The sequence below is a fragment of the Mesorhizobium sp. G2-6-1 genome, from assembly GCF_055809095.1.
In genome coordinates this window covers 953,664-977,994 of the sequence record NZ_CM147896.1, presented here as the reverse complement: position 1 = coordinate 977,994, position 24,331 = coordinate 953,664, and the positions used below count along the sequence as shown (strand labels likewise).

The window sequence follows — 24,331 nt, the reverse complement described above, 5'->3', positions numbered from 1 at the left end:
AGAACCATTCCAGTGCCCGTGCTATACTTTGACGAGGCGTTCGGCGCGATCCTCCTCGCCGAAAATACGAAGATAGCGCTTTATCTCATCCGCATCGCCGGTTGCCTTGGCCGGGTTGTCGGAAAGCTTTACCGCAGGCCGCCCATTGGCTTCCGTCACTTTGCAAACGAGCGAAATGGCGGTCAGCTGGTCGGTTTTGAAGGGGGAACAATCCTCGAAGTCGTTGGTGAGGTTGGTGCCCCAGCCGAACGCCATGCGCACCTTGCCGTTGAAATGGCGATAGGTGTCGATGATGGTGTCGACTTCAAGCCCATCGGAAAAGATCAGCAACTTCTCCATCGGATCTTTGCCCTTTTCCCGCCACCAGGAAATGATTCTTTCCCCGGCCTCTATTGGCGGCGCGCTATCGGGGCGAAAGCCCGTCCAGTCCGCAACCCAGTCGGGCGCATCGTGAAGAAAGGCTGCGGTCCCAAATGCGTCGGGCAGCACGATCAGCAAATTGCCGCCATAGTAGCGTTGCCAGTCCTGCAGAACCTTGTAGGGGGCCTGTTTCAACTCAGCCTCATTGTTGGCGAGCGCGGCAACCACCATCGGCAGTTCGTGCGCATTGGTGCCAAGCGCTTCAAGGTCCGTATCCATCGCAAGCAGCACATTGGACGTGCCGGTAAATGACGGGCCGATCCCTTCCTTCAGTGCTTCCACGCACCAGCGTTGCCACAGGAACGAATGGCGCCGCCGCGTGCCGAAATCCGAAATACTGATGTCGGGAAGGCTTTTGAGCAGCTCAGTCTTGGCCCACATCTTGGCCTTGGCGCGCGCATAAAGGACATCAAGCGCAAAGGGGCCGTAGCCCTTCATCGCCGCACGCGAACGCAGTTCATTGATGATTGCGAGCGCCGGGATTTCCCACAAGGTGGTGTACATCCACGGCCCGGAGAACGTCAGCTCATACTGGCCGTCGCGACGTACCAGCTCATATTCGGGAAGCCGGAAATTTTCCAGCCATGCAAGGAACTCCGGCTCGAATATCTGCTTGCGGCCATAGAAATTGTTACCGCCAAGCCAGATCATTTCCTTCTTGGAAAAACGCAGCGTGCGCGCATGGTCAAGTTGCTCGCGCAATTCGCTTTCGTCGATCTCGTCGGCAAGGCGTATTCGAGTGGCACGATTGATGAGCGAAAACGTCGCGTCGACCTTGGGGTACATGCCCCAGATCATCTGCAGCATCAAAAGCTTGTAGAAATCCGTATCGAGCAGGCTGCGAACGATTGGATCGAGCTTCCAGGCATGATTGTAGACGCGCCGTGCAATGTCAGTCTTGGCCATTTATGAACGTCGCCTTTGCTGCTCGTTCCGTGGTCCCGCAACGCGCCTCATAACATCGTTTTTCGGCAAACGCTGCCCGCTTTGCGCTCTGGCCTGACAAAAAGTTCCGTGCGGCACACTTCCAGGCCACCAGTTTTGCAAGGTCATCAGTCTGGCAAGGCAATCAGTCTGGTTCAACCGATCTGGCGGGTGGACCGCCTCCTGCGAATACCGCCGCGCGCCGCAGCCGGCCGGGTGGCGCGCCCGTCGGCGTCCTCTTTCTCGGCAAACAACCAGTCTATGAAGACCTGAACGATAGGTGCCGACTTCATTTCATTGCGGCAGATAACATAGAAATCGTCCACCGCCGGTACGGACAGACCAAATGGGGCAACCAGTTGCCCGCGCGCAAGAAGACCGCTCGCCGTTACCGTATCGCCAAGCGCGACCCCATGTCCGTGCAGCGCTGCACCGATGGACAGATGAGCGTCACTGAAATGTTGCCTGCGGCCACGTTCCAGATCGAGCGCGTCGGCGGCGGCAAGCCATGTGTGCCATTCGCGCCCGTCGTCGCCGTGCAAGATGACATGGTTGGCAAGATCGCCGATGGACCGAAGGGGCCGGTTGTTGATGAGCGTTGGGCTTACGACCGGGAACAGTTCCAACCCGGACCATTTGCGCATCCAGCAATCGCCCCATCCGCCATTGCCGTAATGGATGCAAAGGTCGATGTCGGGCGAGCGAATATCCTGCTCGTCATTCGACCCCGTCAATGTCAGGCGAATATCGGGATATCGCGCCGTAAAGCTTCCAAGACGCGGGATGACCCACATGGACAAAAGTGCGGGGACGCAGGAAAGCGAAAGTGTGCCGCTGCTGGCTGGGCGCGTCATGCGTTGCGTGGCTGCGGCAATGCCATCGAATGCATTCGAGACTGCAGGCAGGAATTCTGCGCCATGCGGGGTAAGTTTGAGGCGTTGACCTGCCCGCTCGAACAACTTGACGCCGAGCGATAGTTCCAGTGCCTTGATCTGGTGGCTGATCGCGCCATGGGTGACGTGAAGCTCTCCCGCAGCCTTTGTGAGTGAAGCATGGCGAGCCGTTGCTTCGAAAGCGCGCAGAGGATTGAGTGGCGGCAGTCTCTTGGCCATCGGGTTGCCATCTATTGTGAGAATTTCTCACAGATCAGGCTACAACAATATCAATTGCTTTTCCATTGGGTCTCGCGGACAATTCCCTCGGATCGGCAGGAACAGGCGGCCATGAACAGACGGCATTGAATGCTGCAGGCGCTTTTCGCGCTTCGGGCAACCGAAATTGCAGGCCGTGTCGCAAGGAGGAGATGCGAATATGGGTTTTGATCGTAGCAAGCTCGATGCGTTGCGCGCCAAATATGCCGAAAGCCACGGCGGCGAATTGTTCGATCCGAAGTTCCGGCGCGTTGCCGACAAGATATTTTCCGCAAGCGGCACACGCGTTGCCCCCTATTCAGGCCTGCCGACATTTCTTGCCGCGCCCTACCGCGAGATAGCCGTCGAAAATCCCGATTTCGGCGATCTGCAAGTCGCCATGATTGGCGTGCCGATGGACTTGGGCGTCACCAATCGCCCCGGTTCCCGTTTTGGGCCTCGGGCAATGCGCGCCATTGAACGGATCGGCCCCTATAATCATGTACTTGATTGCGCGCCTACCTATGAACTCAAGGTTGCCGACATTGGCGACGTTCCGTTCCGCAGCCGCTACCGTCTGGAACTTAGCCACGAGGATATCGAACATCGCATCAACCAGATTGTAGACGCAGGCGTCATTCCGCTATCGGTCGGTGGCGACCATTCGATCAGCCATCCGGTTTTGAAAGCCGTCGGCAAGAAACAGCCGGTCGGCATGATCCACATCGATGCGCATTGCGATACGGGCGGTGCCTACGATCTGACCAAGTTTCATCATGGCGGGCCGTTCCGCAATGCCGTGCTTGATGGTGTGCTCGATCCCACCCGCACCATACAGATCGGAATTCGTGGCTCGTCGGAATATCTGTGGGAGTTCACCTACGAGTCCGGCATGACGGTTATTCACGCCGAAGAGGTCGCCGGGCTTGGTATTCCGGCCGTGCTGGAGCGCGCGCGCAAGATTGTCGGTGACGGCCCGACCTATGTTTCGTTCGATATCGACAGTCTCGATCCGTCCTTCGCGCCCGGCACCGGAACGCCGGAGATCGGTGGCCTGACAACGCGCGAAGTTCTTGAAATCCTTCGCGGCCTGAAAGGCTTGAACATTGTCGGCGGCGATGTCGTCGAGGTCGCGCCCCAATATGATGCGACCACCAACACGGCACATGCCGGCGCACAGGTTTTATTCGAAATTCTCAGCCTGATGGTGTTCAGTCCCGCACTCACACGCGCCGGAGCATGACACCGAAAAGTCGATCTACCCCAATGCGGTCATTGACCTGGATACGATGGCCGGCATCAAAAACAAACATTCCAGAAGGGAACCAGAAAAATGAAACAGCATAGAAATCTTGCGTCGTCCATCGCCGCCATGTTCCTCGCTGCCGGAACGGTATTCTGCGTTTCGCAGGCCAATGCCGATACGCTCTCCGATATCACCGAGGCTGGCGTCATCAATGTCGGTGTGTTTGCAGATTTTCCACCCTTCTCCTCGGCCAGCGCCGATATGAGCCTCAAGGGGTATGATATCGACGTCGCCCAATACATCGCCGATACGCTCAAGGTGAAGCTCAATACCGTTGCCGTCACCGGCCAGAACCGCATTCCTTACCTCAATGATCACCGCGCCGATATTCTGATGAGCGTCGGCTATTCCAAGAAGCGCGCCGAGGTCATCGATTTTGCCGCCGCCTATGCACCCTATTACATCGCGGTGATCGGCCCTGCCGCGATGGAGGTCAAAGACAAGGAAGACCTCGCCGGCAAGTCCATTGCCGTCAATCGAGGCACGCTGGAAGACACTTCGCTGACCGAGGCGGCCCCTGCCGATGCCGATATCAAGCGTTTCGATAACTACAATGCGGTGATTCAGGCCTTCATCTCGGGCCAGACGCAGTTGATGGTTGTCGGTAACGATGTCGGAGCGCAAGTGCTGGCGCGCCAGGAAGAACTGAAGCCGGAACAGAAATTCCAGTTGCTGACCTCGCCTTCGCATATCGGTCTCAACAAGAACGAAGATGCGCTGAAAAAGGCGGTCAACGACGCGGTTGCCAAGATGCTGGCAGATGGCAAGCTGGACGAAAGTTCGAAGGCATGGCTGAAGACGCCGCTCAATCCTGACAATCTCAAGGACTGAGAATTTGTCCTACAGCCTCGACTTTGGCTGGCTTGATGGCGCGCTTGGCGCCATCGCACGCGGTGCCGGCATGACGGTCTTCCTGATCGTCGTGACGACGCTGGCCGGAACGCTGATCAGCATACTTGCCGCAGCTGGCCGCCGCAGTGGCTATAAGCTTCTGCGCCGCGCGATCGGCGTTTATGTCGAGGTGATCCGCAACACGCCTTTTCTGGTGCAACTGTTCTTCATCTACTTCGGCCTGCCTAGCTTGGGCATCAGGCTCGACCCGATCATGGCCGCCATTCTCGCCATGACGCTGAACATGGCGGCCTATACCACCGAGATCGTTGGCGCCGGTCTTGACGCGGTGCCGATAGGGCAGCGGGAAGCTGCCTTGTCTTTGGGCTTGCGGCCACGTCTGGTGTTCGTCAAAATCGTGTTGCCGCAGGCGCTGAAGGTCATCTTTCCAGCGCTCACCAGCCAGGTGGTGATCATGATGCTTGAATCCGCCGTCGTCTCGCAGATCGCCGTCCGCGACCTAACTTACGAAGCGGACATGCTTCAAGCTCGCACGTTCCGCGCCTTCGAAACCTACTTCATGGTGACGGTGATCTATCTCGGCCTGTCGGTGGTGGTGCGGCGTCTTCTGGTTGCGCTCGGGCGGCGTACCTTGTCGGCAGGTGTGACATGATCGAGTTCACCTTCTGGGACATCCTGCGCAATCTCTTGTTCGCCACACGTTGGACGATTGTGCTTTCAGTCGCCGCCTTCGTCGGTGGCATTGTTGTCGGCATCGCCATCCTCATGCTGCGGATATCAAAGCGGAATTGGGCGCGCCGTTTCGCCAGCGGCTATATTGCGCTGTTTCAGGGAACGCCGCTTCTGATGCAGCTTTTTCTGATGTTTTTCGGCCTGCCGATGCTGGGCTTTCGCATCGAGCCATGGACGGCGGCCGTGCTTGCGCTCACTTTTTCGCCAGCGCCTACCTCGCCGAGATATGGCGCAGCGGCGTCGAAGCGCTGCCGCTTGGCCAGTGGGACGCCGGGGCCAGTCTTGGCCTGCACCGTGTGCAGGAATTGCGCCTTGTCATCCTGCCGCAAGCTTTCACCATTACGCGGGCACCGGTTGTTGGCTTTCTGGTACAGCTCATCAAGGGAACCGCACTGACTTCGATCATCGGCTTTGAAGAGCTTTTGAGGACATCGAACGCCATCACCAACGCGACCTTCGAGCCGTTTACTGTCTATGGATTGGTGGCGGTGATTTTCTTCGTGCTGTGCTACCCGCTGACGCAATATGCACGCATTCTGGAGAAGCGCGAACTCGCAAATTAAGGCCGGGGACCATTGCGGGAACTCTACGATAAACAGGAAATCCGGTAGTGTACCGGCTAAGAAGGGAGAATGACCATGAAAAATCTCGTGAGTGCCAACATCAACCGCCGCACCGTTCTGGGTGCTGGCGCAGCCGCAGCCAGCCTGCTTGCCATGCCCTCGATCCTGCGCGCGCAGGACAAGTCGCTAAAGGTTGGCGTTTATGGCGGCTACTTCAAGAAGTCCTTCGATGAACACATCTTCCCCGAGTTTACCAAGGCGACCGGCATTGCCGTGGAATCGGTGGCCGAACCGACCGGCGAGGCATGGCTGGTCCAGCTTGAACAGGCCGCCAAGGCAGGCCAGGCACCCGCCGATCTTTCGATGATGTCGCAAGTCGCGACGCTCAAAGGCCAGTCCACCGAATTGTGGACGCCGATTGACATGTCGAAGATCAAGCATGGCGGCGATCTGCTGGAGCGCTTCGTCAACAAATATCCCGATGGCCGCACCGCCGGTGTCGGGGCCGTCGCTTGGTACATCACCCTTGTCACCAACACCGACGTTTACAAGGAAGCGCCGACCTCATGGGCAGCCCTGTGGGACCCGGCAAACGAAGACAAGCTTGGCCTGTTGGCGCTGGTCTCGAACTCCTTCCTGCTTGAGGTGACGGCCAAGACCTATATGGGCGGCACCAATGCGCTCGACACCGAAGAGGGTTTGAACAAGGCGTTCGATAAACTGGCAGAGGTCAAGCCGAATGTGCGCCTCTGGTATCGCGACGAAGCCCAGTTCGAGCAGGCTTTGAAATCCGGTGAAATCCCGATGGGCCAGTATTATCATGACGTCACCGGTCTTGCCGCAGCAGATGGCAATCCGGTGAGATCCACCTTCCCCAAGGAAGGCGGCATTCAGGATTCCGGCAACTGGGTCATCTCGCGCGCCTCGACCAAGGCCGAAGAAGCTCATGTGTTCATCGACTATATGAGCCAGCCATCGGTGCAGGGCTTGATGTCACGCAAGGTTGGCACCGCGCCAACGCTCAAGAAAGACGTGCTTGATCTGACGCCGGATGAGTTTGCATCGGTGTCGTCGGAAATCGAGCCGATCATTCCACGTTACGATCTTTACACAACGAAGTCCGACTGGCTCAATCAGAAATGGACGGAGCTGATTGTCGGCTGACCGGCATACCGACAAAATCTGCGGGGAAACACTTGGTTTCCTCGCAGTTCTGGCACTGTCGGCACGGCGTTTCTATCAAAGGCCGAACCGCTCCGGTTCCAATTGAAGCGCACCGTTGTAGGATAGCGCAAGCGCCACGGTGCCAGCCATCTCTGGCAGGGAGAAATCATGTCCGGCCTTTCCATTCAGGGCATCACCAAAAAATTTGGCGACTTTCGTGCAGTCGACAGCGTTGACCTCGCGGTGCCGCATGGCACATTCGTGTGTCTGCTTGGCCCGTCAGGCTGCGGCAAGACCACGCTATTGAGGATGATCGCGGGGCTTGAAGAGCCGACCCATGGCGCTATCGTCCTTGACGGCGATGACATCACGCCAATCCCCACCCACAAGCGCAATCTCGGCATGGTCTTCCAGTCGCTGGCACTGTTTCCGCATCTGAGTGTGGGCGACAACATTGCCTATGCGTTGCGCATTCGCGGCGCATCGAAACCGGATCAGAAAAAGCGTGTCGATGAACTCCTCGAACTGATTGCCTTGCCGGGTTTCGCTGACCGGCCAGTGGCCAAGCTTTCGGGCGGCCAGCGCCAGCGCGTTGCCATCGCCCGTGCACTGGCTTTATCGCCCAAGCTGTTTTTGCTCGACGAACCGCTATCGGCGCTCGATGCCAAGCTGCGCGAAACCATGCAGGTGGAACTTCGCCAGTTGCAGCAACAACTCGGCATCACCACCATCGTCGTGACCCATGATCAGCGTGAGGCCATGACCATGGCCGATCTCGTCGTCGTCATGGGCAAGGGCAAGATATTGCAGGCTGCACCGCCCGTCGAGATATACCGCAAACCCGCAGATGCGTTCGTCGCAGACTTTATAGGTATCACCAATTTGCTTCCGATAGAGCGCGACAACGCAGGCAGGACGATGGTTCTGGGCAATGCTGTTCCCGGTCTTTCCATGCCTGACGGCATGGCAAAAGCCTCGTTGTCGATCCGCCCCGAAGACGTGCGCGTTGCCGCCCCCGAAGCGGGGGCGGTTTCCGGCAAGGTGAGTTTTGTGCGCGATCTCGGCGGCACCGTAGAGACCTTTGTCGAGGTTGGCGCGACCACCATCATAGCGGTCGCCACACCGCGTGAACGGCCACAATTCAGCGTAGGTCAAAGCGTTGGCCTCGTATTGCCGCCGGAAAGTTGCGTGGTCTTGAAACAATGAGACGCGAAGCGCCCAGATCGGTAGCCGATTATACGCCGCTGTTTTTCCCGGCGCTGATGTTGCTGGTGTTTTTCGTCGTTCCTTTCTCGACGATGATTGCGGTGAGTTTCTTCAAGCGCAACCCTGCCGGGTTCTACACGCCGGACTTCGTTTTCGACAATTATGCACGCTTCTTGTCGCTGTTTTTCGGTTCGGTCCTCGGCTTTTCGCTGATGCTTGCGGTGGCGGTCGCCATCTGTTGTGTCGTCATTGCCTTTCCGTTCACATACATGCTGACCAAATGCCCGCGTAAGGTACAGACCTTGTGGCTGGTCGGCCTGTTGTCCGTGCTGTCATTGTCGGAGGTCATTATCGGCTTTGCCTGGTCAACCCTGTTTTCGCGCACCGCAGGCATCACCAACCTTTTCGTGGCGATTGGCTTGATGGATAAACCGGTGGCGTTACTGCCGAGCTTCGGCGCGGTTTTGACCGGCATGGTCTATCAGGCGCTGCCCTACACCATACTGGTGCTTTACCCGGCGCTGGTGCGGCTTGACCCAACGCTGCTTGAGGCAGCGCGCACGCTTGGAGCCTCCCCGGTTCGCGCATTTCTCAACGTCGTCACCCCGGCGTTGCGCAACACGCTTGTCGCGACATTGATCATGGTCTTTGTCTTTGCGCTCGGCTCATATCTGTTGCCGCAAATCCTCGGTCGTCCGCAGCACTGGACATTGTCTGTGCTCATTACCGATCAGGCGATTTATCAGTCGAACATGCCGTTTGCCGCTGCAATGGCTGTATTCCTCGTGCTGATATCGCTCGCCTTTGTCGGGCTGACATTGCTGGTGGGTCGCAAGGAGAACGCATTATGACCGCGCTGCGCCGCTTGTATTTCTTGGCTGTGGCGCTGTTTCTGGCGGCACCGCTGATTGTGGTGGCCGGCGTTTCCGTCAATGAGAAGCAGACACTCAGCTTTCCACCGGTCGGCTTTTCATTTGCCTGGTACGGGCAGATATTTACCGATTCCGGCTGGCGGCTGGCATTGATCCATTCGGTTACGCTTGCCATCTGTGCGGCAGCAATGGCGGTCGCAATCGCGTTGCCGCTTGCATGGTTCCTGTGGCGACGCATTGCACCGTGGGCGAATATCTTTCAGGTGCTGGGGCTGGCACCCTTCATCCTGCCTCCGGTTATCACCGCCCTTGGCTTTTTGACGTTTTGGGCGACGGTCGGCCTGTTCGGCCAGTTCTTCACGGCCATCATCAGCCACGGAATTTTCTTCGTAACGCTGCCGCTCGTAACATTGTCGCTTGGCTTCGCCTCCATTGACCGCTCGCTGGTGGAGGCTGCAGCGACGATGGGGGCCGATGACAAGACGGTCCTCAAGACTGTCGTGCTACCGCTTATCCTGCCCTATCTGGTTTCTGGATATGCCTTTGCCTTCGTTCTCTCGCTCAATGAATACATCGTTGCCTATATGACGATCGGGTTCACCACGGAGACGCTGCCAATCAAGATTTTCAATGCGCTGCGCTATGGCTATACGCCAACCATGGCGTCTGTCTCCGTGTTCTTCGTGGCCGTTGCCGCCCTCGTTTTCGGTTCGATTGCGCGCTTCGGCGACATCAGGCGGTTGCTTGGCGCAATGGGCTCGGAAGGCAAGTGATGCGTATCGCGGCATTCCAGATGCAGGCAGTTCCGGGCGACGTCGCGGCCAATCTCGCGAAGCTGGAAAACGCCGCGCGTAAAGCTGCCGGGCAGGGCGCATCCCTGCTCGTCGCTCCCGAACTTGCCATATGCGGTTATGGCGCTGGCGCGGAAATGGCCAGGCTCGCGCAAACTCCCAATGGTGAGAATTGGAAGCATCTGGCCGGAGTCTCAAGTGACCTGGGCATTTCAATCCTGACCGGATTTGCCGAACGGATCGGCGATGACGTCTATAACAGCGCCATGTTTATCGATGGCGACAAGCCGCCGGTTGTCTATCGCAAGTCACATCTCTATGGACCGTATGAACGCGACCTGTTCAAACCGGAACGCCCCACCGCTTGCATCTTCGAACATGGTGGTTTGAAGATCGGCGTGCTGGTTTGCTACGATGTTGAGTTCCCGGAAAATGTCCGCCGGTTGGCAATGGCCGGAGCCCAGGCGGTCCTTGTGCCGACGGCCTTGCCAGCAAGCGATCATGCCGAATTCATAGCGCGAAAGATGATACCGGTTCGGGCCTACGAAAATCAGGTTTTCGTCGCTTATGTGAATCACTGCATGTCAGATGCCTTGTTTGCCTATGCCGGTCTTTCCGGCATCGCCGCACCTGACGGCAATATGCTGGCAGCCGCTGGCCCGGACGTCGAGGAACTGCTGATTGCCGATCTCGAACCGGATATGTACCAGCAGGCGCGGGATGAAAATCCTTACCTTACCGATCTCAGGCTCGGCTGAAGCAATTCCAGGAAAAGTGTGCAGCGGTTTTCCGTTCGGAATTGCGCAAAACATAATCTTTAAAGAGCAATTCCAAGAAAAGTGTGTAGCGGTTTTCGTTCGGAATTGCGTAAAAATGTCGAGTGGTTTGGAGGCTTTTATCAATAGCGGAACTGCTCCAATCGGTCGCGCCGCAGCCACCGTGCAAGAAGCAGAACGGCAACAACGGCAAGCCCCGTTGCAAGACCTATCCATATGCCGATACCGGCCAGACCGAAGTGAAATGCCAGCAACGCCCCAAGAGGCAGTCCGATACCCCAATAACCGATGGCCGCATAGACCATTGGCACTTTGGTGTCGTGCAGCCCACGCAACATACCGGAGGCAACGGCTTGCGCGCCGTCGAATATCTGGAAGAGTGCTGCAAATGTCAGAAACGATACGGCAAGTGCTATGACGTGGTTGTTTACCGGATTGTTGACGTCGATGAAGGCGCTGATCAGAAGATGTGGCGCCGTGATCATGACCATTCCCATCGATGCCATGAAGCCGACGCCGATAACATAAGAGGTCCAGCCCGCACGGCTGACGGCACTGGCGTTGCGCGAACCATGAGCCCGGCCAACCCGAACGGTCACGGCCTGGTTCAACCCCATCGGCACCATGAATGAGATTGAGGCGATCTGCATGGCGATAGCGTGAGCCGCGAGAGATGCCGCGCCGATCAAACCCATGAACAAGCCAGCCACATTGAAAATCGTCACTTCAAAAGCAAGGATACCTGCAATCGGCAGACCAAGCTTGAGAAGACCATTGAAACGCGGCCAGTCGGCTCGCCAGAAACGGCCAAACAGACGATAGCGGCGGAATTTTCTTTCCATGACAACCACCGCAACCATGCCTGCAAACATCATCAAGCTGGAAAGCGTGGTTGCAACGCCAGCTCCGGCGATGCCCATGCGGGGAAGGCCCAGATTGCCGAACATGAAAAGCCAGTTGAAGAGGACGTTGCTGGCGACGGCCACAAACACGATGACCAACGCCCATCGAGGGCGTTCCAGCGCCGAGATGAACGAGCGCAGCACGATATACCCGAAAAACGGCAATACCGCCCATTGCAGCCAGCGCAGGTAAACGCCCGCATCGTGCGACAGGTCCGGGTTTTGCCCCATGGCGAGCAGGACGGCATCACCATTCCACAGGAACATCCAGATCGGGATCGAGATGAAAACCGCCAGCCACAGGCCCTGGCGAACGGTGCGGCGAATGTCGCGCACCGAATGGTTCTTGCGGCCAAGCTCGCTCGCCATCATCGGTGAGGTGGCGAGCATCAGCCCAAGTCCGAAAATCATCGGCATGAAATAGAGGTTCGAACCGAGAGCGCCGGAGGCCAGCGCGTTCGGTCCCAGCCGTCCCATCATCATGACATCGGTGGCCGTCATCGCCGTTTGCCCGAGATTGGTAAGCACCATCGGCCACGCCAGTGCAAGCGTCGCTTTTATCTCGTCACGCCAGAGATATTCCCGTGCTGGCGCACCGGCTTCAATCGCACTCATTGTTGCACTTTCCGAATGCGGTGCGTCGGATTTTATCCGGAAACCGCGCATTTTCAGCGCAAGAAACGGAATTTCCTGCGCAGAATTGTGGATTTGCTCTCATTTTGCCGCGAAAACAAGAGGCTTTGACGCCATAATCGTTGAGCCACAGCCGTTTTTCGCGCAATGCGTGACGGGCAAGGCTGGCTATTTGATTGCGTCGAGCGCCTGTCTTTGGCGATGCATTTCAAGGAAAATGCGGTAGTCCCGATCAAAGCGCGCTGCCGCTGCCCGGTTGGGCTGGCGTGTCTTGCCGCGCTGGCGCATCGCCGCGCAGGCAGCTTCGAGATGATCAAAAAGGCCCGCAGCCGTCGCCGCGATCATGCCTGTTCCGACCAGCACGGCCTCATCAACCAGGGGTTCGGTGACATTGCATCCGGTGGTGTCGGCATAAAGTTCCATCAACAACGGGTTTTTCGTGTGTCCGCCGGTGACGTGAAGCGTGTCGATCAGATAGCCGTTCTCGTTCAGCGTTTCCAGCACATGGCGCACGCCAAGCGCAATGGCGACGCAGGTGCGCCAGTAAAGCCTGCACAGGCTGTCGAAAGAGGAATCGAGCGTCAGCCCGCTGATGACGCCAAGCGCGCGTGGATCGCCAAATGGTGAGCGGTTGCCATGAAAATCCGGCAGCACATGCAAGCGACCGGCGAGGTCAAGTCCCTCCACCTCGCGCATTTCCATGATCCGCACGCATATTCTTGCATGGGTGCTCGCATTCGGGTTGCCGCCCGCACCATGCCAGCGGATGATATGGTCAAGCAGTGCCCCGGTGGCCGATTGTCCGCCTTCCAGCAACCACAGCTTTGGCAGCGCCACACCATAATAGGGGCCCCAGAAACCGGCCAAGGACTGCGCTTGTGCTGACATGGCCATGACACAGCTTGAGGTGCCGGCAATCAGCGCCAGATGCCGGGTGATGTCGTCGCCATCCTCGGCAAAGCCGCCCAGCACGCCAAGCGCACCGGCATAGGCGTCTATCGCGCCCGCTCCGACCCGGCATTGTTGCGTCAGGCCAAGGTCAGTGGCGGCGCTTGGCAGGAGCGAACCGATATTGGCGCCGACCGGGCTTGCATGCTGCGGCAGACTGCCGTGGTCGAAAAGGTCGTCCAATCCGACGCTGGCAAAGAAATCCCTTCGCCAGCCGTCGGTTTCATGCGCCAGATAGGTCCATTTGGCGGTGAGCGTACATTGCGAGCGGGCAAGCGAGCCTGTCGCCTTCCACGACAGAAAATCGGCAAGATCGAAGATGTAGCCTGCCTGCTCCCAAGTTTCGGGTAGATGCCGTTTCAGCCACATCAGCTTCGGCGTCGCCATCTCGGGCGACATGACACCGCCGCTGTGGGAAAGCACCGCGTGGCCGGTTGCGCTACATTCATCGGCCTCGGCAATGGCACGATGGTCGAGCCATACGATGGTGTCCCACCGGCTCTCCCCACTTGTTGAAACGGTGAGTTGTCCGCCATTTTTCGCACGCACGACCAGCGAACAGGTCGCATCGAATGAAAGGCCGACAATGTCGTGCGCTGCTATGCCTGCCTTATCGCGCGCTGCCTGCACAGCAGCGCAAACAGCATTCCAGATGTCTTGTGAATCATGCTCGGCATGGTCAGTGCGAGGCTGGTGCATGGCGATTGGGTGTTCTGCCCGGCCAAGGACAGCACCGGAACAGTCGAGAATACCTGCCCGCGCACTTCCCGTGCCAACATCGACGGCGCAGACATATCCGCTCTTCAATGGTCTTATCTCGCTCGATCCAGATCGGCAATCGCCTCAACCGGTTGCCGTCTATGCGAGACTATAAGGTTCAATACCTGCGAAGCAAGCAGCCAAAGGCGCGTTAGCACACCAGTTGCGAATTCGGTTCTGCGGCTATCAATGTGAATATTACCCCCTCTGTCCTGTCGGACATCTCCCCCTCAGGTGGGGAGATTGGCCAATCGCCATTGATGCCACTCCTTGACCAACTTGGCAGGACAGAGGGGCGCGAAGGAGCGCAAACCAATATGTAACTGTAAACTTAGGAGAAGCGCTTGTCCGTCAAAGTCGGTCGGAAAGATAGTGCGTCAGGGTTTCGCGCGCGCCCAGCGCCCAAAGCTCATTCAGCGCATGGGTAAAGGCGGCAGCAAAGACAGGTGAGCGCCCGACATTGCCATATATATCATCCATCGCAAGCCATGTTCCGGGGGCATCCTTCGCCGCCTTCGCGCTTGCCTGCAACCGTTCCCAATTGGGATCGTTGGCTTCGATGGTGGCACCTGAATCCGTGGTGCCGAAACAATAGCGGCACCACAATGCCGATTCCAGCGCGAGGCCTGAAATGCCTTTGTTCTCCTTCAACCGATCGGCAATCGTCGGGATGATGAATTTTGGCTGCCGGTTGGAGCCGTCGAGACAAAGCCGGCGGACCGTATCGCCGATCTTGGGGTTGGAAAACCGCTTGTCGATGAGTTGGTAATAGTCAACGAGACTGGTGTCGGGAACCGGCGGCACGGTTGGAATGATTTCCTCCCGCTCCAGCTTTGCCAGAAAGCCACGCACAAGTGGTTCCTGCATGGCTTCGTGCACGAAATGGATATCCATCAACCCGGCCGGGTAGGCGATAGCCGCATGGCCACCGTTGAGAATGCGTATTTTCATGAGTTCGTAAGGGGCGACCTCCGGCACGAATTGCACGCCGACGGTTTCCAGCGGTGGCCGGCCATCGGTAAAATGATCCTCCAGAACCCATTGCCGAAACGGTTCGCAAAACACCGGCCAACTGTCCTGCACCCCAAACTCATTGGCAAGAATGCCACGTTCCCGGTCCGACGTTGCCGGTGTGATGCGATCGACCATGCTGTTGGGGAAGGCGACATTTTCAGAAACCCAGACGGCCAGGTCTTCGTCGATCAGTTTTGCCAGCCCGATGACACAGTCAGACGTGACGCGCCCATTATGGGGAATGTTGTCGCACGACATGATGGTGAACGGCACAATGCCATCGGCGCGTCGGCGCATGAGACCGGCGAGAATAATGCCGAACACTGTTTTCGGCTGTGTGATATTTCGGGCGTCGGCAACGATGTCGGCATGGGTTGGATTGAAATGTCCGGACGCCGGATCGATGAAATAGCCACCCTCGGTAATGGTGAGGGAGACAATCCTGATGGACGGTTCGATAAGCCGTTGGATTATGGCCGTTGTATCCCCCGGTACGATGAAATCGATCATCGCGCCGGTAACGCGCGCGCTCATATGGCCTTCGTCCTGCTCGACGACTGTGGTCAGCCAATCCTGTTCGGCAAGCAGGCCACGCCCGATTTTTTCGCCCTCGAATACGCCGGCGCCGACCAACGCCCAGTCGTGGCCGACGCCCGAGTTGAACAGGTCATCAAGATAAACGGCCTGATGGGAGCGATGGAAATTGCCAACGCCAAAATGCAGGATGCCGGGGGTCAGAGTCGCACGATCATATTTTGGCCCCGCGACGTTGTCAGGCAAGTCCGCGAGCGTGGCGGATGACAGTTTGATGGTCATGGCTCGTTCCTTCCGTCGTCCCGTGCGGAGCGTGTGGGCTCAGTTCATCCACTGACCGCCGTCGACATTGTAGGTTTGGGCAACGATGTAATCGGCTGCATCGCTGGCGAGGAAAACGGCCATGCCGGCGAGATCGTCTGGCGTGCCCATACGGCCATAGGGAACGCTTTCGCCGACGAGGCGCTTCTTCTCGCCTTTCGGGCGGTTTTCATATTTGGCAAACAATGCATCGACGTGATCCCAGTGTTCGCCGTCAACCACGCCGGGCGCTATGGCATTGACGTTGATGCCATGTTTGATGAGATCGAGCCCGGCGGATTGGGTCAGTGAGATGACGGCAGCCTTTGTTGCGCAGTAAACCGCGACAAGCGGCTCGCCACGCCGCCCCGCCTGAGAGGCCATATTGATGATCCTGCCGCCTTTACCCTTGGCAATCATCGAGCGCGCTGCGGCTTGCAGCATGAACAGCGTGCCTGAGACATTGACGGCAAACAGCCTGTCGTAGCTTGCCTTGCTGATTTCAACGATAGGCGCGAGGTCGAACAAGGCCGCATTGTTGATGAGAATGTCGAGCCCACCCGCCTTTGTCTCGACCGCCTTGATCGCTGACGCGATAGACGAGAGGTCTGTCACGTCCAGAACAATTGCATAGGCAGAGCCGCCAATTTCAGATGCGGTTTTCCGAGCAGCTTCCAGATCGATGTCGGCAATGGCGACCGTTGCACCTTCACGCACATAGGTCTGCGCGAAGGTGCGTCCTATGCCACGCGCCGAACCCGTAATCAGCGCGGATTTGCCCTTGAGGCGCATTTACAGCGCTTTCCCGTCGTCACCGAAGCGATGCAGCTTTTCCGGATTGGGCGTCAGGTAGAGCGTGTCACCGTGGCGCACGGACAATTCACCGTCCGCACGCACGGTCAGTGCGCCGACGCTGTCCGTCTGCACATGAAGGAACGTGTCGGAGCCCAGATGCTCGGCGACGCCGACAACGGCTTTCCAATCTCCTCCTTGGTGGAAATCTTGAGATGCTCAGGCCGGATGCCGATCGTTTTGGCACCGTGCCTGGCGGCTGGTGCGCCCGCGATCAGGTTCATCTTGGGTGAGCCGATGAACCCCGCCACGAAAAGGTTTTTCGGCGTCTTGTAAAGCTCCATCGGTGAACCGACCTGCTCGACATTTCCGGCATTCAGAACAACGATCTTGTCGGCCATCGTCATCGCCTCGACCTGATCATGCGTCACGTAGACCATCGTGGTCTTCAACTGATGATGCAGTTCGCTGATCTCGAGGCGCATCGTGCCGCGCAAGGCGGCATCGAGATTGGACAAGGGTTCGTCAAACAGGAAGGCAGAAGGCTGGCGCACGATGGCGCGCCCGATGGCAACGCGCTGGCGCTGGCCGCCGGAAAGTTGGCCGGGGCGTCGCTCGAGGTAATCGGTGAGATTGAGGACGTGCGCTGCGTCACTGACCTTCTTGTCGATGACCGACTGGCTCTCGCCCGCCATTTTCAACGGGAAGGCAATGTTTTTTGCCACCGACATATGCGGGTAAAGTGCGTAGGACTGGAACACCATGGCAAGTTTGCGTTTTGCCGGTGCTTCTCCGGTCACGTCACGCCCGTCAATGCTGATCGTGCCGCCGCTGGTGTCTTCCAGCCCCGCAATCAACCGCAGCAGGGTTGATTTGCCGCAGCCGGAAGGCCCGACGAACACAACGAATTCGCCATCTTCGATGTTGAGATCGATATTGGGAATGATCGTCGTTGCCCCGAACGATTTGGAGACATTTTTCAGCGTGATGTTACCCATATTGTCCTCCCGCAAGGGGTTCTCGTCCGTCGATTTTCCAGAGCGCGGTGCGTCCAATTGGGCGCACAAGGGATGCTCTTTCATTTTGATCGAGCATCGGGGCATTGCGAAAAACGGTGGTCACTTTTCGCTCCGATGCTCAGGTGGTACCGCGCAATCGCGGCACCTGTTACTTCACGGCTCCAAAGGTCAGGCCCCGAACCAACTGTTTCTGGCTGAACCAGCCCATGATGAGGATCGGCGCGATGGCCAGCGTCGATGCCGCTGACAGCTTTGCCCAGAACAGACCTTGCGGGCTGGAAAACGATGCAATGAACGCGGTCAATGGTGCTGCATTGGTCGTTGTCAGGCGGATCGTCCAGAATGCCTCGTTCCAGGCGAGAATGATGTTGAGAAGAAGCGTCGAGGCAATGCCTGGCACGGCCATTGGCGTCAGCACATAGACGATTTCGCCCCACAGCGTGGCGCCGTCCATACGCGCGGCTTCCAGAATTTCACCCGGAATTTCGCGGAAATAGGTGTAGAGCATCCACACCACGATCGGCAGGTTAATGAGTGTCAGCATGATCGTGAGGCCGATGCGGCTGTCGAGCAGCCCCCAGTCGCGGAAGATGAGATACATCGGCACCAGCACCGCGACCGCAGGCATCATCTTGGTGGACAGCATCCACATCAAGATGTCCTTGGTGTGCTTCGTCGGCGCAAAAGCCATCGACCATGCCGCCGGAATGGCGATGATAAGCGCAAGAATGGTAGAGCCGACCGAAAGGATCACGGAGTTCAGGAACGGCTTGAAGTAATTATATTGCGACTGCACTTCGCCATAACTCTCCAGCGTTCCCGATGGGATCAGATTGAAGCCGGCGATGGCTTCCGTCTCCGATTTGAAGCTGGTGATGATGGTGTAGAGGATGGGAAAGAAGATCAGCAGGGCAACCACCCAGGCGAAAAGCGTCCAGCCGATCTTTGATTGGGTTGAGACTGCGCGTGCCATGAATTATCTCCTCGCCTATTTGTCCAGGTTCTTGCCGACCGCGCGCATCAGGAAAATGGCAACGACATTGGCAAGAACGACTGCGATGATGCCGCCCGCCGACGCGCCGCCCACATCGTAGCCAAGAAGTGCGGTGCGATAGATCAGGAATGGCAGGTTGGTTGACGCATAACCCGGACCCCCATTGGTGGTGACCAGGATCTCGGCATAGATGCCAAGCAGGAAGATGGTCTGGATAAGGATGACCACGGTGATGGCGCGCGCTATGTGTGGCAGCGTCAGGTAGATGAAGCGGCTGACGAAGCCGGCTCCGTCCATTTCGGCCGCTTCCTTCTGTTCATCGTCGAGCGATTGCAACGCCGTGAGCAGGATAAGCGTGGCAAAGGGCAGCCATTGCCAGGCAACGATGATGACGATCGACAAAAGCGGATACTGACCAAACCAGTCGATCGGTTTCAGCCCGAAGAACTGCGCAATATCGGCAAACACACCATATTGCGGGTGCATGATCATGTTCTTCCACACCAGTGCTGCGACAGGCGGCATGACGAAGAACGGCGAGATGACAAGAATGCGGACGATGCCTTGTCCGAAGATCGGCTGATCAAGAAGAAGGCCCAACGCAATTCCACCGATGACCGTGATCATCAGGACGCCAACGACGATAACCAGCGTGTTCCAGATCGACTGGAAGAATGCCGGATCGGAATAGAAAAATTTGTAATTGAACAGGCCGGCAAAGCTGACATTGCCAGGGTTGAGAAGATTGTAGTTCTGGAATGAGAACCACAGTGTCATTGCCAGTGGCACGACCATCCAGATCAGGAGAAGGACTACGGATGGCGCCATCATGAAGCGCGCCAGCGTGCGGGTTTGTCGAGTAGCCATGGCACCCACCCTGCGTTCAAACAGATTGATCTTCGAAGCGTTTCAAAAATGGCCGCCCGGACTGGGAATCGGGCGGCCAGGCATCGGGAGGATGCCTTATTTTATGTAGCCTGCGCGGGTCATTTCCCGAACGGCTGCGGTTTGTGCAGCGGCAAGGGCGTCGTCGACGCTGGACTGTCCAGCCAGAGCCGCGGAAAACAGCTGGCCAACTGTCGTGCCAAGCCCCTGGAATTCGGGGATGGCGACGAACTGGACGCCGACATACGGGACCGGCTTGACGGTCGGGCTTGTCGGATCTGCGGAATTGATGGAGTCCAGCGTCATCTTGGCGAAGGGTGCTGCCTTCAGGTATTCAGGGTTTTCGTAAAGCGAGGTGCGGGTGCCGGGAGGCACATTGGCCCAGCCTTCCTTCGACGCTACGAGATCGAGATATTCCTTGCTGGTTGCCCAGGCCACGAACTTCTCGGCAGCTTCAGCTTTCTGGGTGCCGGCAGGAATGCCGAGTGACCAGGCCCACAACCAGTTACCACGTTTGCCAAGGCCATTGTCGGGCGCGAGAGCATAGCCGACCTTGTCGGCAACGGTCGAGTCCGTCGGGTTGGAGACAAAGGATGCAGCGACGGTCGCGTCGATCCACATGCCGCATTTGCCCTGCTGGAACAGCGCCAGATTTTCATTGAAGCCGTTTGACGATGAGCCTTCCGGGCCGTCGGCCTTCATCAGGTCGACATAAAATTGCAGCGTCTTCTTCCATTCGGGCTGGTCGAACTGCGGCTGCCAGTTTTCATCAAACCAGCGCGCGCCGAATGAGTTCGACATGGCTGTCAAGAATGCCATGTTCTCGCCCCAGCCGGCCTTGCCACGAAGGCAAATGCCGTTGATGCCATTGGCGCGGTCGGTCATCTTGTCGGCGGCCTCGCGGATGAAGTCCCAGCTTGGCGCGTCGGGCATGGTCAGCCCGGCTTTTTCCATCAGGTCCTTGCGGTACATGACAAAGGAGCTTTCGCCGTAGAATGGCGCTGCGTAGAGTTTCCCGTTAGCCGAGAGACCGCCAGCAATGGCTGGAATGATGTCGGCAGCGTCATAATCCGGGCCGAGATTTTCGAGCGGTAGAAGCCAGCCCTGCTTGGCCCAGATCGGAACCTCGTAAGTACCAATCGTCATCACATCATATTGGCCGCCCTTGGTGGCGACATCGGTGGTGACGCGTTCGCGCAACACGTTTTCTTCCAGTGTTACCCATTGCAGTTCAATGTCGGGGTTCTTGGCTGTGAAGTCGTCGGTCAATTTTTGCATGCGGACCATATCGCCATTGTTGACGGTGGCGATGGTGATGGATTCGGCATGCGCTGAAAAAGCAAGCACGCTGGCCGAACACATTCCGAGAATGAGCGAGTGAAGTTTCATCTAAATCCTCCCAAATTCCAAGGTGAGCATTTGCCTTGGCTGTGAGCAATTATTCATTTAATATGATTTATGTCAAGCCAAAATCGTTGTTGCAGTGCAAATTGAAACGTCGCTTGCTTTGCTTTTCTGAGTGGCGTGCCTGTTTGGCACGGGCGTGCAGGGCAATGCATCTGCGAGTTGTGTGGCGATGCGCGGCGACGGACATGCATTCGCGCCGCCATTTTCAATTAGCGGTCACGTTAAAGATTCCACAATCGGCGGATCAGAGGTTTATTTCGAACAATTCGCCCGATTTCGATCAAATATGAGCTTGATCAAATCTATTGGGACTTCAAAGACCCAGTGCGATCTTGCGGCCATCATGGATGGCATATGGCGCCTGTCGCGCTGCTGAACAATCACCGATTGTAGAAAACGCAATGCCGCGCGCTTCGAGATCACTGACAAGACTGTCCTCGGCGTGATTTGCGGATGCGAAGACAATCGCGTCCGCTTCGATCAATTGCTCATGCTCGTCGAGCAGGGAAATTACGCGCGCCGCCGTTCCCGTCCATTCAATGATGGCGCACTCGGTCATGAAGCGCGCGCCAAGTTTGGTCAGATTGCGCCGCAGCGGAAAGTCCGCTGCGGTCCGCTGAAGTTCCTTGCCGACAAGTGCGTCCGGCGTCACCAGAACCACCTCGTGCCCGTCCTCGGCAAGTTTCCAGGCTGTGCCGCAACCTTTCCAGTTGCCACCCTCGTCGAGAACAATAACCCGTTTGCCCGGGCGGGCTTCACGCACCATGATTGATTCAGCGGAAAACACGTTTCCATTTTCAAGACCCGGCAGCGTTGCAAACTGAGGCAGCGCTTTTTGAAAGCCCGTTTCGGTAGGAAGCGAGCCAGTGGCCAAAATGACCTCATCAGCCTTTTCCGCTTCAATCGCCTCGGCATCCAGATAGGAATTGGTGCGCACATCCACCCCCAACGCGCTCAATTGACGCTCATACCAGGAGATGAGATCGAGGATCTGGGCGCGGCGCGGTTGAAGACCTGCAAGCCTGAATTGCCCGCCAAGCAGCGGTGATGCTTCTGCCAGAACGACATTGTGACCACGTTCGGCAGAGACACGCGCCGCTTCGAGGCCGGCCGGCCCACCGCCGACAACCAGAATTCGTTTTCGCTGTTGGGCCGGTGAAAAACGATCGCCACCCCATTCCCATTCCCGTCCGGCAGAAGGGTTCACGACACAACTGATCCAGTAGTCGCGCGACCGGCGACCCCAGCACATCTGATTGCACGACAGGCATCCGCGAATGTCATCAGGGCGACCCGCAGCCGCCTTGTTGGCAAGATGCGGATCGGCAATCTGGCCGCGAACAATCGATACGAGATCGGCCTTGCCTTCACTGAGAACGCTTTCGGCGTTTTCCGGCGTGCGGATATGGCTTTCGGCTGTAACAAGAGCGTGGCTGACGGCACCCTTCAACACGCTGGCAAGGTCGGCCCCGAGTTTTTCGGGGTAGATGAAAGTCGGCATCAACTTGTTGAAGTCGAAATAGCTGCCGGTGCCGCAGGTAACATAATCGACAAGGTGGTCGCGGTCATGCAGCGCAATGATTTCCGCAAGCGATTCCCGACCAAGTGCGACCTCCACATCAGGCTCGTCATTGACGGCCATGCCGATGATGAAATCGTCGCCACACATCTTGCGAATGCGCATCGCAATTTCCCGGCTGAAGCGGGTGCGGTTTTCGAGACTGCCACCCCAGCAATCATCGCGAAGGTTTGACCAGGGTGTCCAGAACTGATCGAGAAGCGCGTGGTAGGCGGCCCATATTTCAACGCCGTCAAAACCGGCTTCACGGCATCGCCGCGCCGCCTGCACAAAGCCGTTAATCGTTTCCTCGATCTCGGCCTCACTCATTCGGTGTGATCCATCGGAATCGTGAAAGCTTGGCAGGCCGGATGGCGACCAATTGGCATGGAACGAATTGTCAGCGTCGCCATGCTGCCCGACATGGTAGAGTTGCTGGATGGCAATCGCGCCATTTGAGCGGATGGCGTCGGTGACTTTTCTGAAATGGGGAACGACATCATCACTTGAATGGCGAAAATTTCCGCGCGTCAGGACGGCAGCGGCATGGACCGGCATCGGCTCGACGACAATCATTGCAGCCCCGCCTATAGCTCGCTCGGCGTAGTAGGCGACATGCTGCTCGGTTGGCAGGCCGTTGAGTGCCATATTTGCCGTGTGCGCGCCAAAGACGATCCTGTTCCTCAGCGTCTTGCTGCGTAGTTTCACCGGTGTGAACAGACGTGTGAATGTTCGCCCTTCCATTCGCAGTCTCCGCTCCTATGATCAGATGTATCGCCCGAAGCATATTCCTGGCGTTACCAAAGGCTGCGCGCAATGCGACGCTTCGTGTCGCGCAAAGACGCTTTCGCATAAGTAAAAATCATTCGAGATGCTTGCGAAAGGACGTCAACTCATCGCTGCGCAAGCAGCCAGTCACGAACCTTCAGTGCCTGGGCGGTCAGTGTCCGGTTTTTGGGCCAGGCCACATAATAGGACTTGCCGGTGGACAGAACGTGGTTTGTTACGCGCTCCAGAACGCCGCTTTCCATCAACCCGTTGGACAGGTGGTTCCAGCCAAGGGCGATACCGTGACCGGCGATGACCGACTGAATGACCAGCACGTAATCATTGATCTGGAGGCCCTTTGGAGTGAGCCGCCCATTGATCCCGGCGGACTCGAACCAATCGCTCCATGTCGTTGCCGGCCGGTAGGGTTCTTCCAGATGTATCAGGGTGTGCGACAGCAGGCTTTCGACCGCGTCGGGAATGCCGTGGCGTTGGCGATAGGTTGAACTGCAAACCGCGTGGATTTCCTCCGGCGCGAATGGAAGAAGCTCATAATGGGGCCAGTCTTGTGCATCGCCAGCCCGGATTCCAAGGGGTATGCCTTCCGCGACAAGATCCAGATCGCGATCCGATGTCTGGATGCGCAAATCCACGCCAGGCAGGTCTTCCCGGAATTTTTGCAACCTCGGCACCATCCAGAATGCCGCGAAGGCGGTGGATGCGGACAGCGTGACATGCGTGCCCGTCGAAACCGAGCGCAATTCCTCAGCCGATTTTTGAACATAGGAAAGACCAAGGGAAACATCGGCGAAGAACCGGGCTCCTGCTTCGGTCAGGCGTACGCGGCGGTGCTCGCGATGAAAGAGCGAGGTTGCCAATTGCTTCTCAAGCCGACCGATGGCGTAGGAAACGGCTGCTTGCGTCATGCCCAGTTCCTTGGCCGCCGATGTAAAACTCATCAGTCTGCCAGCAGCTTCAAAGACGAAGAGGCTTCCCGCCGAGGGGAGGAGTTTGCGAAGGCTATTCATAAGCTCATATTATCGAGTTGATGAAAATTTTCCAGCGTCACAGATGCATTTATC

At 57.5% G+C, this 24,331-nt stretch carries 19 protein-coding genes and 2 pseudogenes; 9 read left to right on the top strand and 12 right to left on the bottom strand.

Annotated features, from left to right (window positions below; all coding sequences use genetic code 11):
* Positions 1-21 precede the first annotated feature (21 nt).
* Positions 22-1,326, bottom strand: coding sequence for a nicotinate phosphoribosyltransferase (pncB, locus tag AC0L7S_RS04655; RefSeq protein WP_473473293.1), 1,305 nt, complete (start codon positions 1,324-1,326; stop codon positions 22-24).
* A 173-nt stretch (positions 1,327-1,499) separates the two neighbouring features.
* On the bottom strand, positions 1,500-2,456 hold the full coding sequence (gene gcvA, locus AC0L7S_RS04650) for a transcriptional regulator GcvA (RefSeq protein WP_473473292.1): 957 nt from the start codon (positions 2,454-2,456) through the stop codon (positions 1,500-1,502).
* Between the two features lie 199 nt (positions 2,457-2,655).
* Between gcvA and speB the strand changes: the two genes are divergently transcribed.
* The 9 genes and pseudogenes from speB (at position 2,656) to AC0L7S_RS04605 (ending at position 10,718) form a co-directional block, all read left to right on the top strand.
* Positions 2,656-3,717, top strand: coding sequence for an agmatinase (speB, locus tag AC0L7S_RS04645; RefSeq protein ID WP_473473291.1), 1,062 nt, complete (start codon positions 2,656-2,658; stop codon positions 3,715-3,717).
* A 90-nt stretch (positions 3,718-3,807) separates the two neighbouring features.
* A complete protein-coding gene (locus AC0L7S_RS04640; protein WP_473473290.1) occupies positions 3,808-4,611 on the top strand; it encodes a transporter substrate-binding domain-containing protein in 804 nt (267 codons plus the stop codon).
* Positions 4,612-4,615: 4 nt separating this feature from the next.
* Positions 4,616-5,284 (top strand): amino acid ABC transporter permease, encoded by a 669-nt coding sequence (locus tag AC0L7S_RS04635; protein ID WP_473473289.1) that lies wholly within the window; start codon positions 4,616-4,618, stop codon positions 5,282-5,284.
* A pseudogene (locus tag AC0L7S_RS04630) lies at positions 5,281-5,927 on the top strand (amino acid ABC transporter permease). Before AC0L7S_RS04635 ends, AC0L7S_RS04630 begins: the two are co-directional and overlap by 4 nt.
* A gap of 75 nt (positions 5,928-6,002) precedes the next feature.
* Positions 6,003-7,091 (top strand): ABC transporter substrate-binding protein, encoded by a 1,089-nt coding sequence (locus tag AC0L7S_RS04625; protein WP_473473288.1) that lies wholly within the window; start codon positions 6,003-6,005, stop codon positions 7,089-7,091.
* A 168-nt stretch (positions 7,092-7,259) separates the two neighbouring features.
* On the top strand, positions 7,260-8,297 hold the full coding sequence (locus AC0L7S_RS04620; RefSeq protein WP_473473287.1) for an ABC transporter ATP-binding protein: 1,038 nt from the start codon (positions 7,260-7,262) through the stop codon (positions 8,295-8,297).
* Positions 8,294-9,148 carry an ABC transporter permease gene (locus AC0L7S_RS04615; RefSeq protein ID WP_473473286.1) on the top strand — a complete coding sequence of 285 codons (855 nt, stop codon included), beginning with the start codon at positions 8,294-8,296 and terminating at the stop codon, positions 9,146-9,148. The genes AC0L7S_RS04620 and AC0L7S_RS04615 overlap by 4 nt, the downstream gene beginning before the upstream one ends.
* The gene (locus tag AC0L7S_RS04610) at positions 9,145-9,942 is read left to right on the top strand and encodes an ABC transporter permease (RefSeq protein ID WP_473473285.1); all 798 of its coding nucleotides are present in this window, start codon (positions 9,145-9,147) and stop codon (positions 9,940-9,942) included. The genes AC0L7S_RS04615 and AC0L7S_RS04610 overlap by 4 nt, the downstream gene beginning before the upstream one ends.
* Positions 9,939-10,718: a carbon-nitrogen hydrolase family protein gene (locus AC0L7S_RS04605; RefSeq protein ID WP_473473284.1), complete on the top strand. Its 780-nt coding sequence runs from the start codon at positions 9,939-9,941 to the stop codon at positions 10,716-10,718. The genes AC0L7S_RS04610 and AC0L7S_RS04605 overlap by 4 nt, the downstream gene beginning before the upstream one ends.
* Positions 10,719-10,858: 140 nt before the next feature.
* Here AC0L7S_RS04605 and AC0L7S_RS04600 read toward each other — a convergent pair whose 3' ends face one another.
* The 10 genes and pseudogenes from AC0L7S_RS04600 to AC0L7S_RS04555 form a co-directional block, all read right to left on the bottom strand.
* Positions 10,859-12,253: an MATE family efflux transporter gene (locus tag AC0L7S_RS04600; RefSeq protein ID WP_473473283.1), complete on the bottom strand. Its 1,395-nt coding sequence runs from the start codon at positions 12,251-12,253 to the stop codon at positions 10,859-10,861.
* Between the two features lie 186 nt (positions 12,254-12,439).
* Positions 12,440-14,026, bottom strand: coding sequence for an FGGY-family carbohydrate kinase (locus tag AC0L7S_RS04595; RefSeq protein WP_473473282.1), 1,587 nt, complete (start codon positions 14,024-14,026; stop codon positions 12,440-12,442).
* Positions 14,027-14,329: 303 nt separating this feature from the next.
* Positions 14,330-15,808 (bottom strand): mannitol dehydrogenase family protein, encoded by a 1,479-nt coding sequence (locus tag AC0L7S_RS04590; protein WP_473473281.1) that lies wholly within the window; start codon positions 15,806-15,808, stop codon positions 14,330-14,332.
* A gap of 39 nt (positions 15,809-15,847) precedes the next feature.
* Positions 15,848-16,618 carry an L-iditol 2-dehydrogenase gene (locus AC0L7S_RS04585; RefSeq protein WP_473473280.1) on the bottom strand — a complete coding sequence of 257 codons (771 nt, stop codon included), beginning with the start codon at positions 16,616-16,618 and terminating at the stop codon, positions 15,848-15,850.
* Positions 16,619-17,616 (bottom strand): annotated as a pseudogene (locus AC0L7S_RS04580) (ABC transporter ATP-binding protein).
* 169 nt (positions 17,617-17,785) lie between these two features.
* Positions 17,786-18,610: a carbohydrate ABC transporter permease gene (locus AC0L7S_RS04575; RefSeq protein WP_473473279.1), complete on the bottom strand. Its 825-nt coding sequence runs from the start codon at positions 18,608-18,610 to the stop codon at positions 17,786-17,788.
* Positions 18,611-18,625: 15 nt separating this feature from the next.
* Positions 18,626-19,498, bottom strand: coding sequence for a carbohydrate ABC transporter permease (locus AC0L7S_RS04570; protein WP_473473278.1), 873 nt, complete (start codon positions 19,496-19,498; stop codon positions 18,626-18,628).
* A gap of 96 nt (positions 19,499-19,594) precedes the next feature.
* Positions 19,595-20,905 (bottom strand): ABC transporter substrate-binding protein, encoded by a 1,311-nt coding sequence (locus AC0L7S_RS04565; protein WP_473473277.1) that lies wholly within the window; start codon positions 20,903-20,905, stop codon positions 19,595-19,597.
* A gap of 331 nt (positions 20,906-21,236) precedes the next feature.
* Complete coding sequence (locus tag AC0L7S_RS04560) at positions 21,237-23,225, bottom strand: oxidoreductase (RefSeq protein ID WP_473473276.1); 1,989 nt, start codon at positions 23,223-23,225, stop codon at positions 21,237-21,239.
* Positions 23,226-23,374: 149 nt separating this feature from the next.
* Positions 23,375-24,277 carry a LysR substrate-binding domain-containing protein gene (locus AC0L7S_RS04555; protein WP_473473274.1) on the bottom strand — a complete coding sequence of 301 codons (903 nt, stop codon included), beginning with the start codon at positions 24,275-24,277 and terminating at the stop codon, positions 23,375-23,377.
* Between the last annotated feature and the right edge of the window lie 54 nt (positions 24,278-24,331).

Bases quoted from the DNA above. Each gene is read 5' to 3' on its own strand.
- pncB (WP_473473293.1), bottom strand. From the start codon at position 1,326: ATGGCCAAGACTGACATTGCACGGCGCGTCTACAATCATGCCTGGAAG.
- gcvA (WP_473473292.1), bottom strand. From the start codon at position 2,456: ATGGCCAAGAGACTGCCGCCACTCAATCCTCTGCGCGCTTTCGAAGCA.
- speB (WP_473473291.1), top strand. From the start codon at position 2,656: ATGGGTTTTGATCGTAGCAAGCTCGATGCGTTGCGCGCCAAATATGCC.
- AC0L7S_RS04640 (WP_473473290.1), top strand. From the start codon at position 3,808: ATGAAACAGCATAGAAATCTTGCGTCGTCCATCGCCGCCATGTTCCTC.
- AC0L7S_RS04625 (WP_473473288.1), top strand. From the start codon at position 6,003: ATGAAAAATCTCGTGAGTGCCAACATCAACCGCCGCACCGTTCTGGGT.
- AC0L7S_RS04620 (WP_473473287.1), top strand. From the start codon at position 7,260: ATGTCCGGCCTTTCCATTCAGGGCATCACCAAAAAATTTGGCGACTTT.
- AC0L7S_RS04615 (WP_473473286.1), top strand. From the start codon at position 8,294: ATGAGACGCGAAGCGCCCAGATCGGTAGCCGATTATACGCCGCTGTTT.
- AC0L7S_RS04610 (WP_473473285.1), top strand. From the start codon at position 9,145: ATGACCGCGCTGCGCCGCTTGTATTTCTTGGCTGTGGCGCTGTTTCTG.
- AC0L7S_RS04600 (WP_473473283.1), bottom strand. From the start codon at position 12,253: ATGAGTGCGATTGAAGCCGGTGCGCCAGCACGGGAATATCTCTGGCGT.
- AC0L7S_RS04590 (WP_473473281.1), bottom strand. From the start codon at position 15,808: ATGACCATCAAACTGTCATCCGCCACGCTCGCGGACTTGCCTGACAAC.
- AC0L7S_RS04585 (WP_473473280.1), bottom strand. From the start codon at position 16,618: ATGCGCCTCAAGGGCAAATCCGCGCTGATTACGGGTTCGGCGCGTGGC.
- AC0L7S_RS04575 (WP_473473279.1), bottom strand. From the start codon at position 18,610: ATGGCACGCGCAGTCTCAACCCAATCAAAGATCGGCTGGACGCTTTTC.
- AC0L7S_RS04570 (WP_473473278.1), bottom strand. From the start codon at position 19,498: ATGGCTACTCGACAAACCCGCACGCTGGCGCGCTTCATGATGGCGCCA.
- AC0L7S_RS04565 (WP_473473277.1), bottom strand. From the start codon at position 20,905: ATGAAACTTCACTCGCTCATTCTCGGAATGTGTTCGGCCAGCGTGCTT.
- AC0L7S_RS04560 (WP_473473276.1), bottom strand. From the start codon at position 23,225: ATGGAAGGGCGAACATTCACACGTCTGTTCACACCGGTGAAACTACGC.
- AC0L7S_RS04555 (WP_473473274.1), bottom strand. From the start codon at position 24,277: ATGAATAGCCTTCGCAAACTCCTCCCCTCGGCGGGAAGCCTCTTCGTC.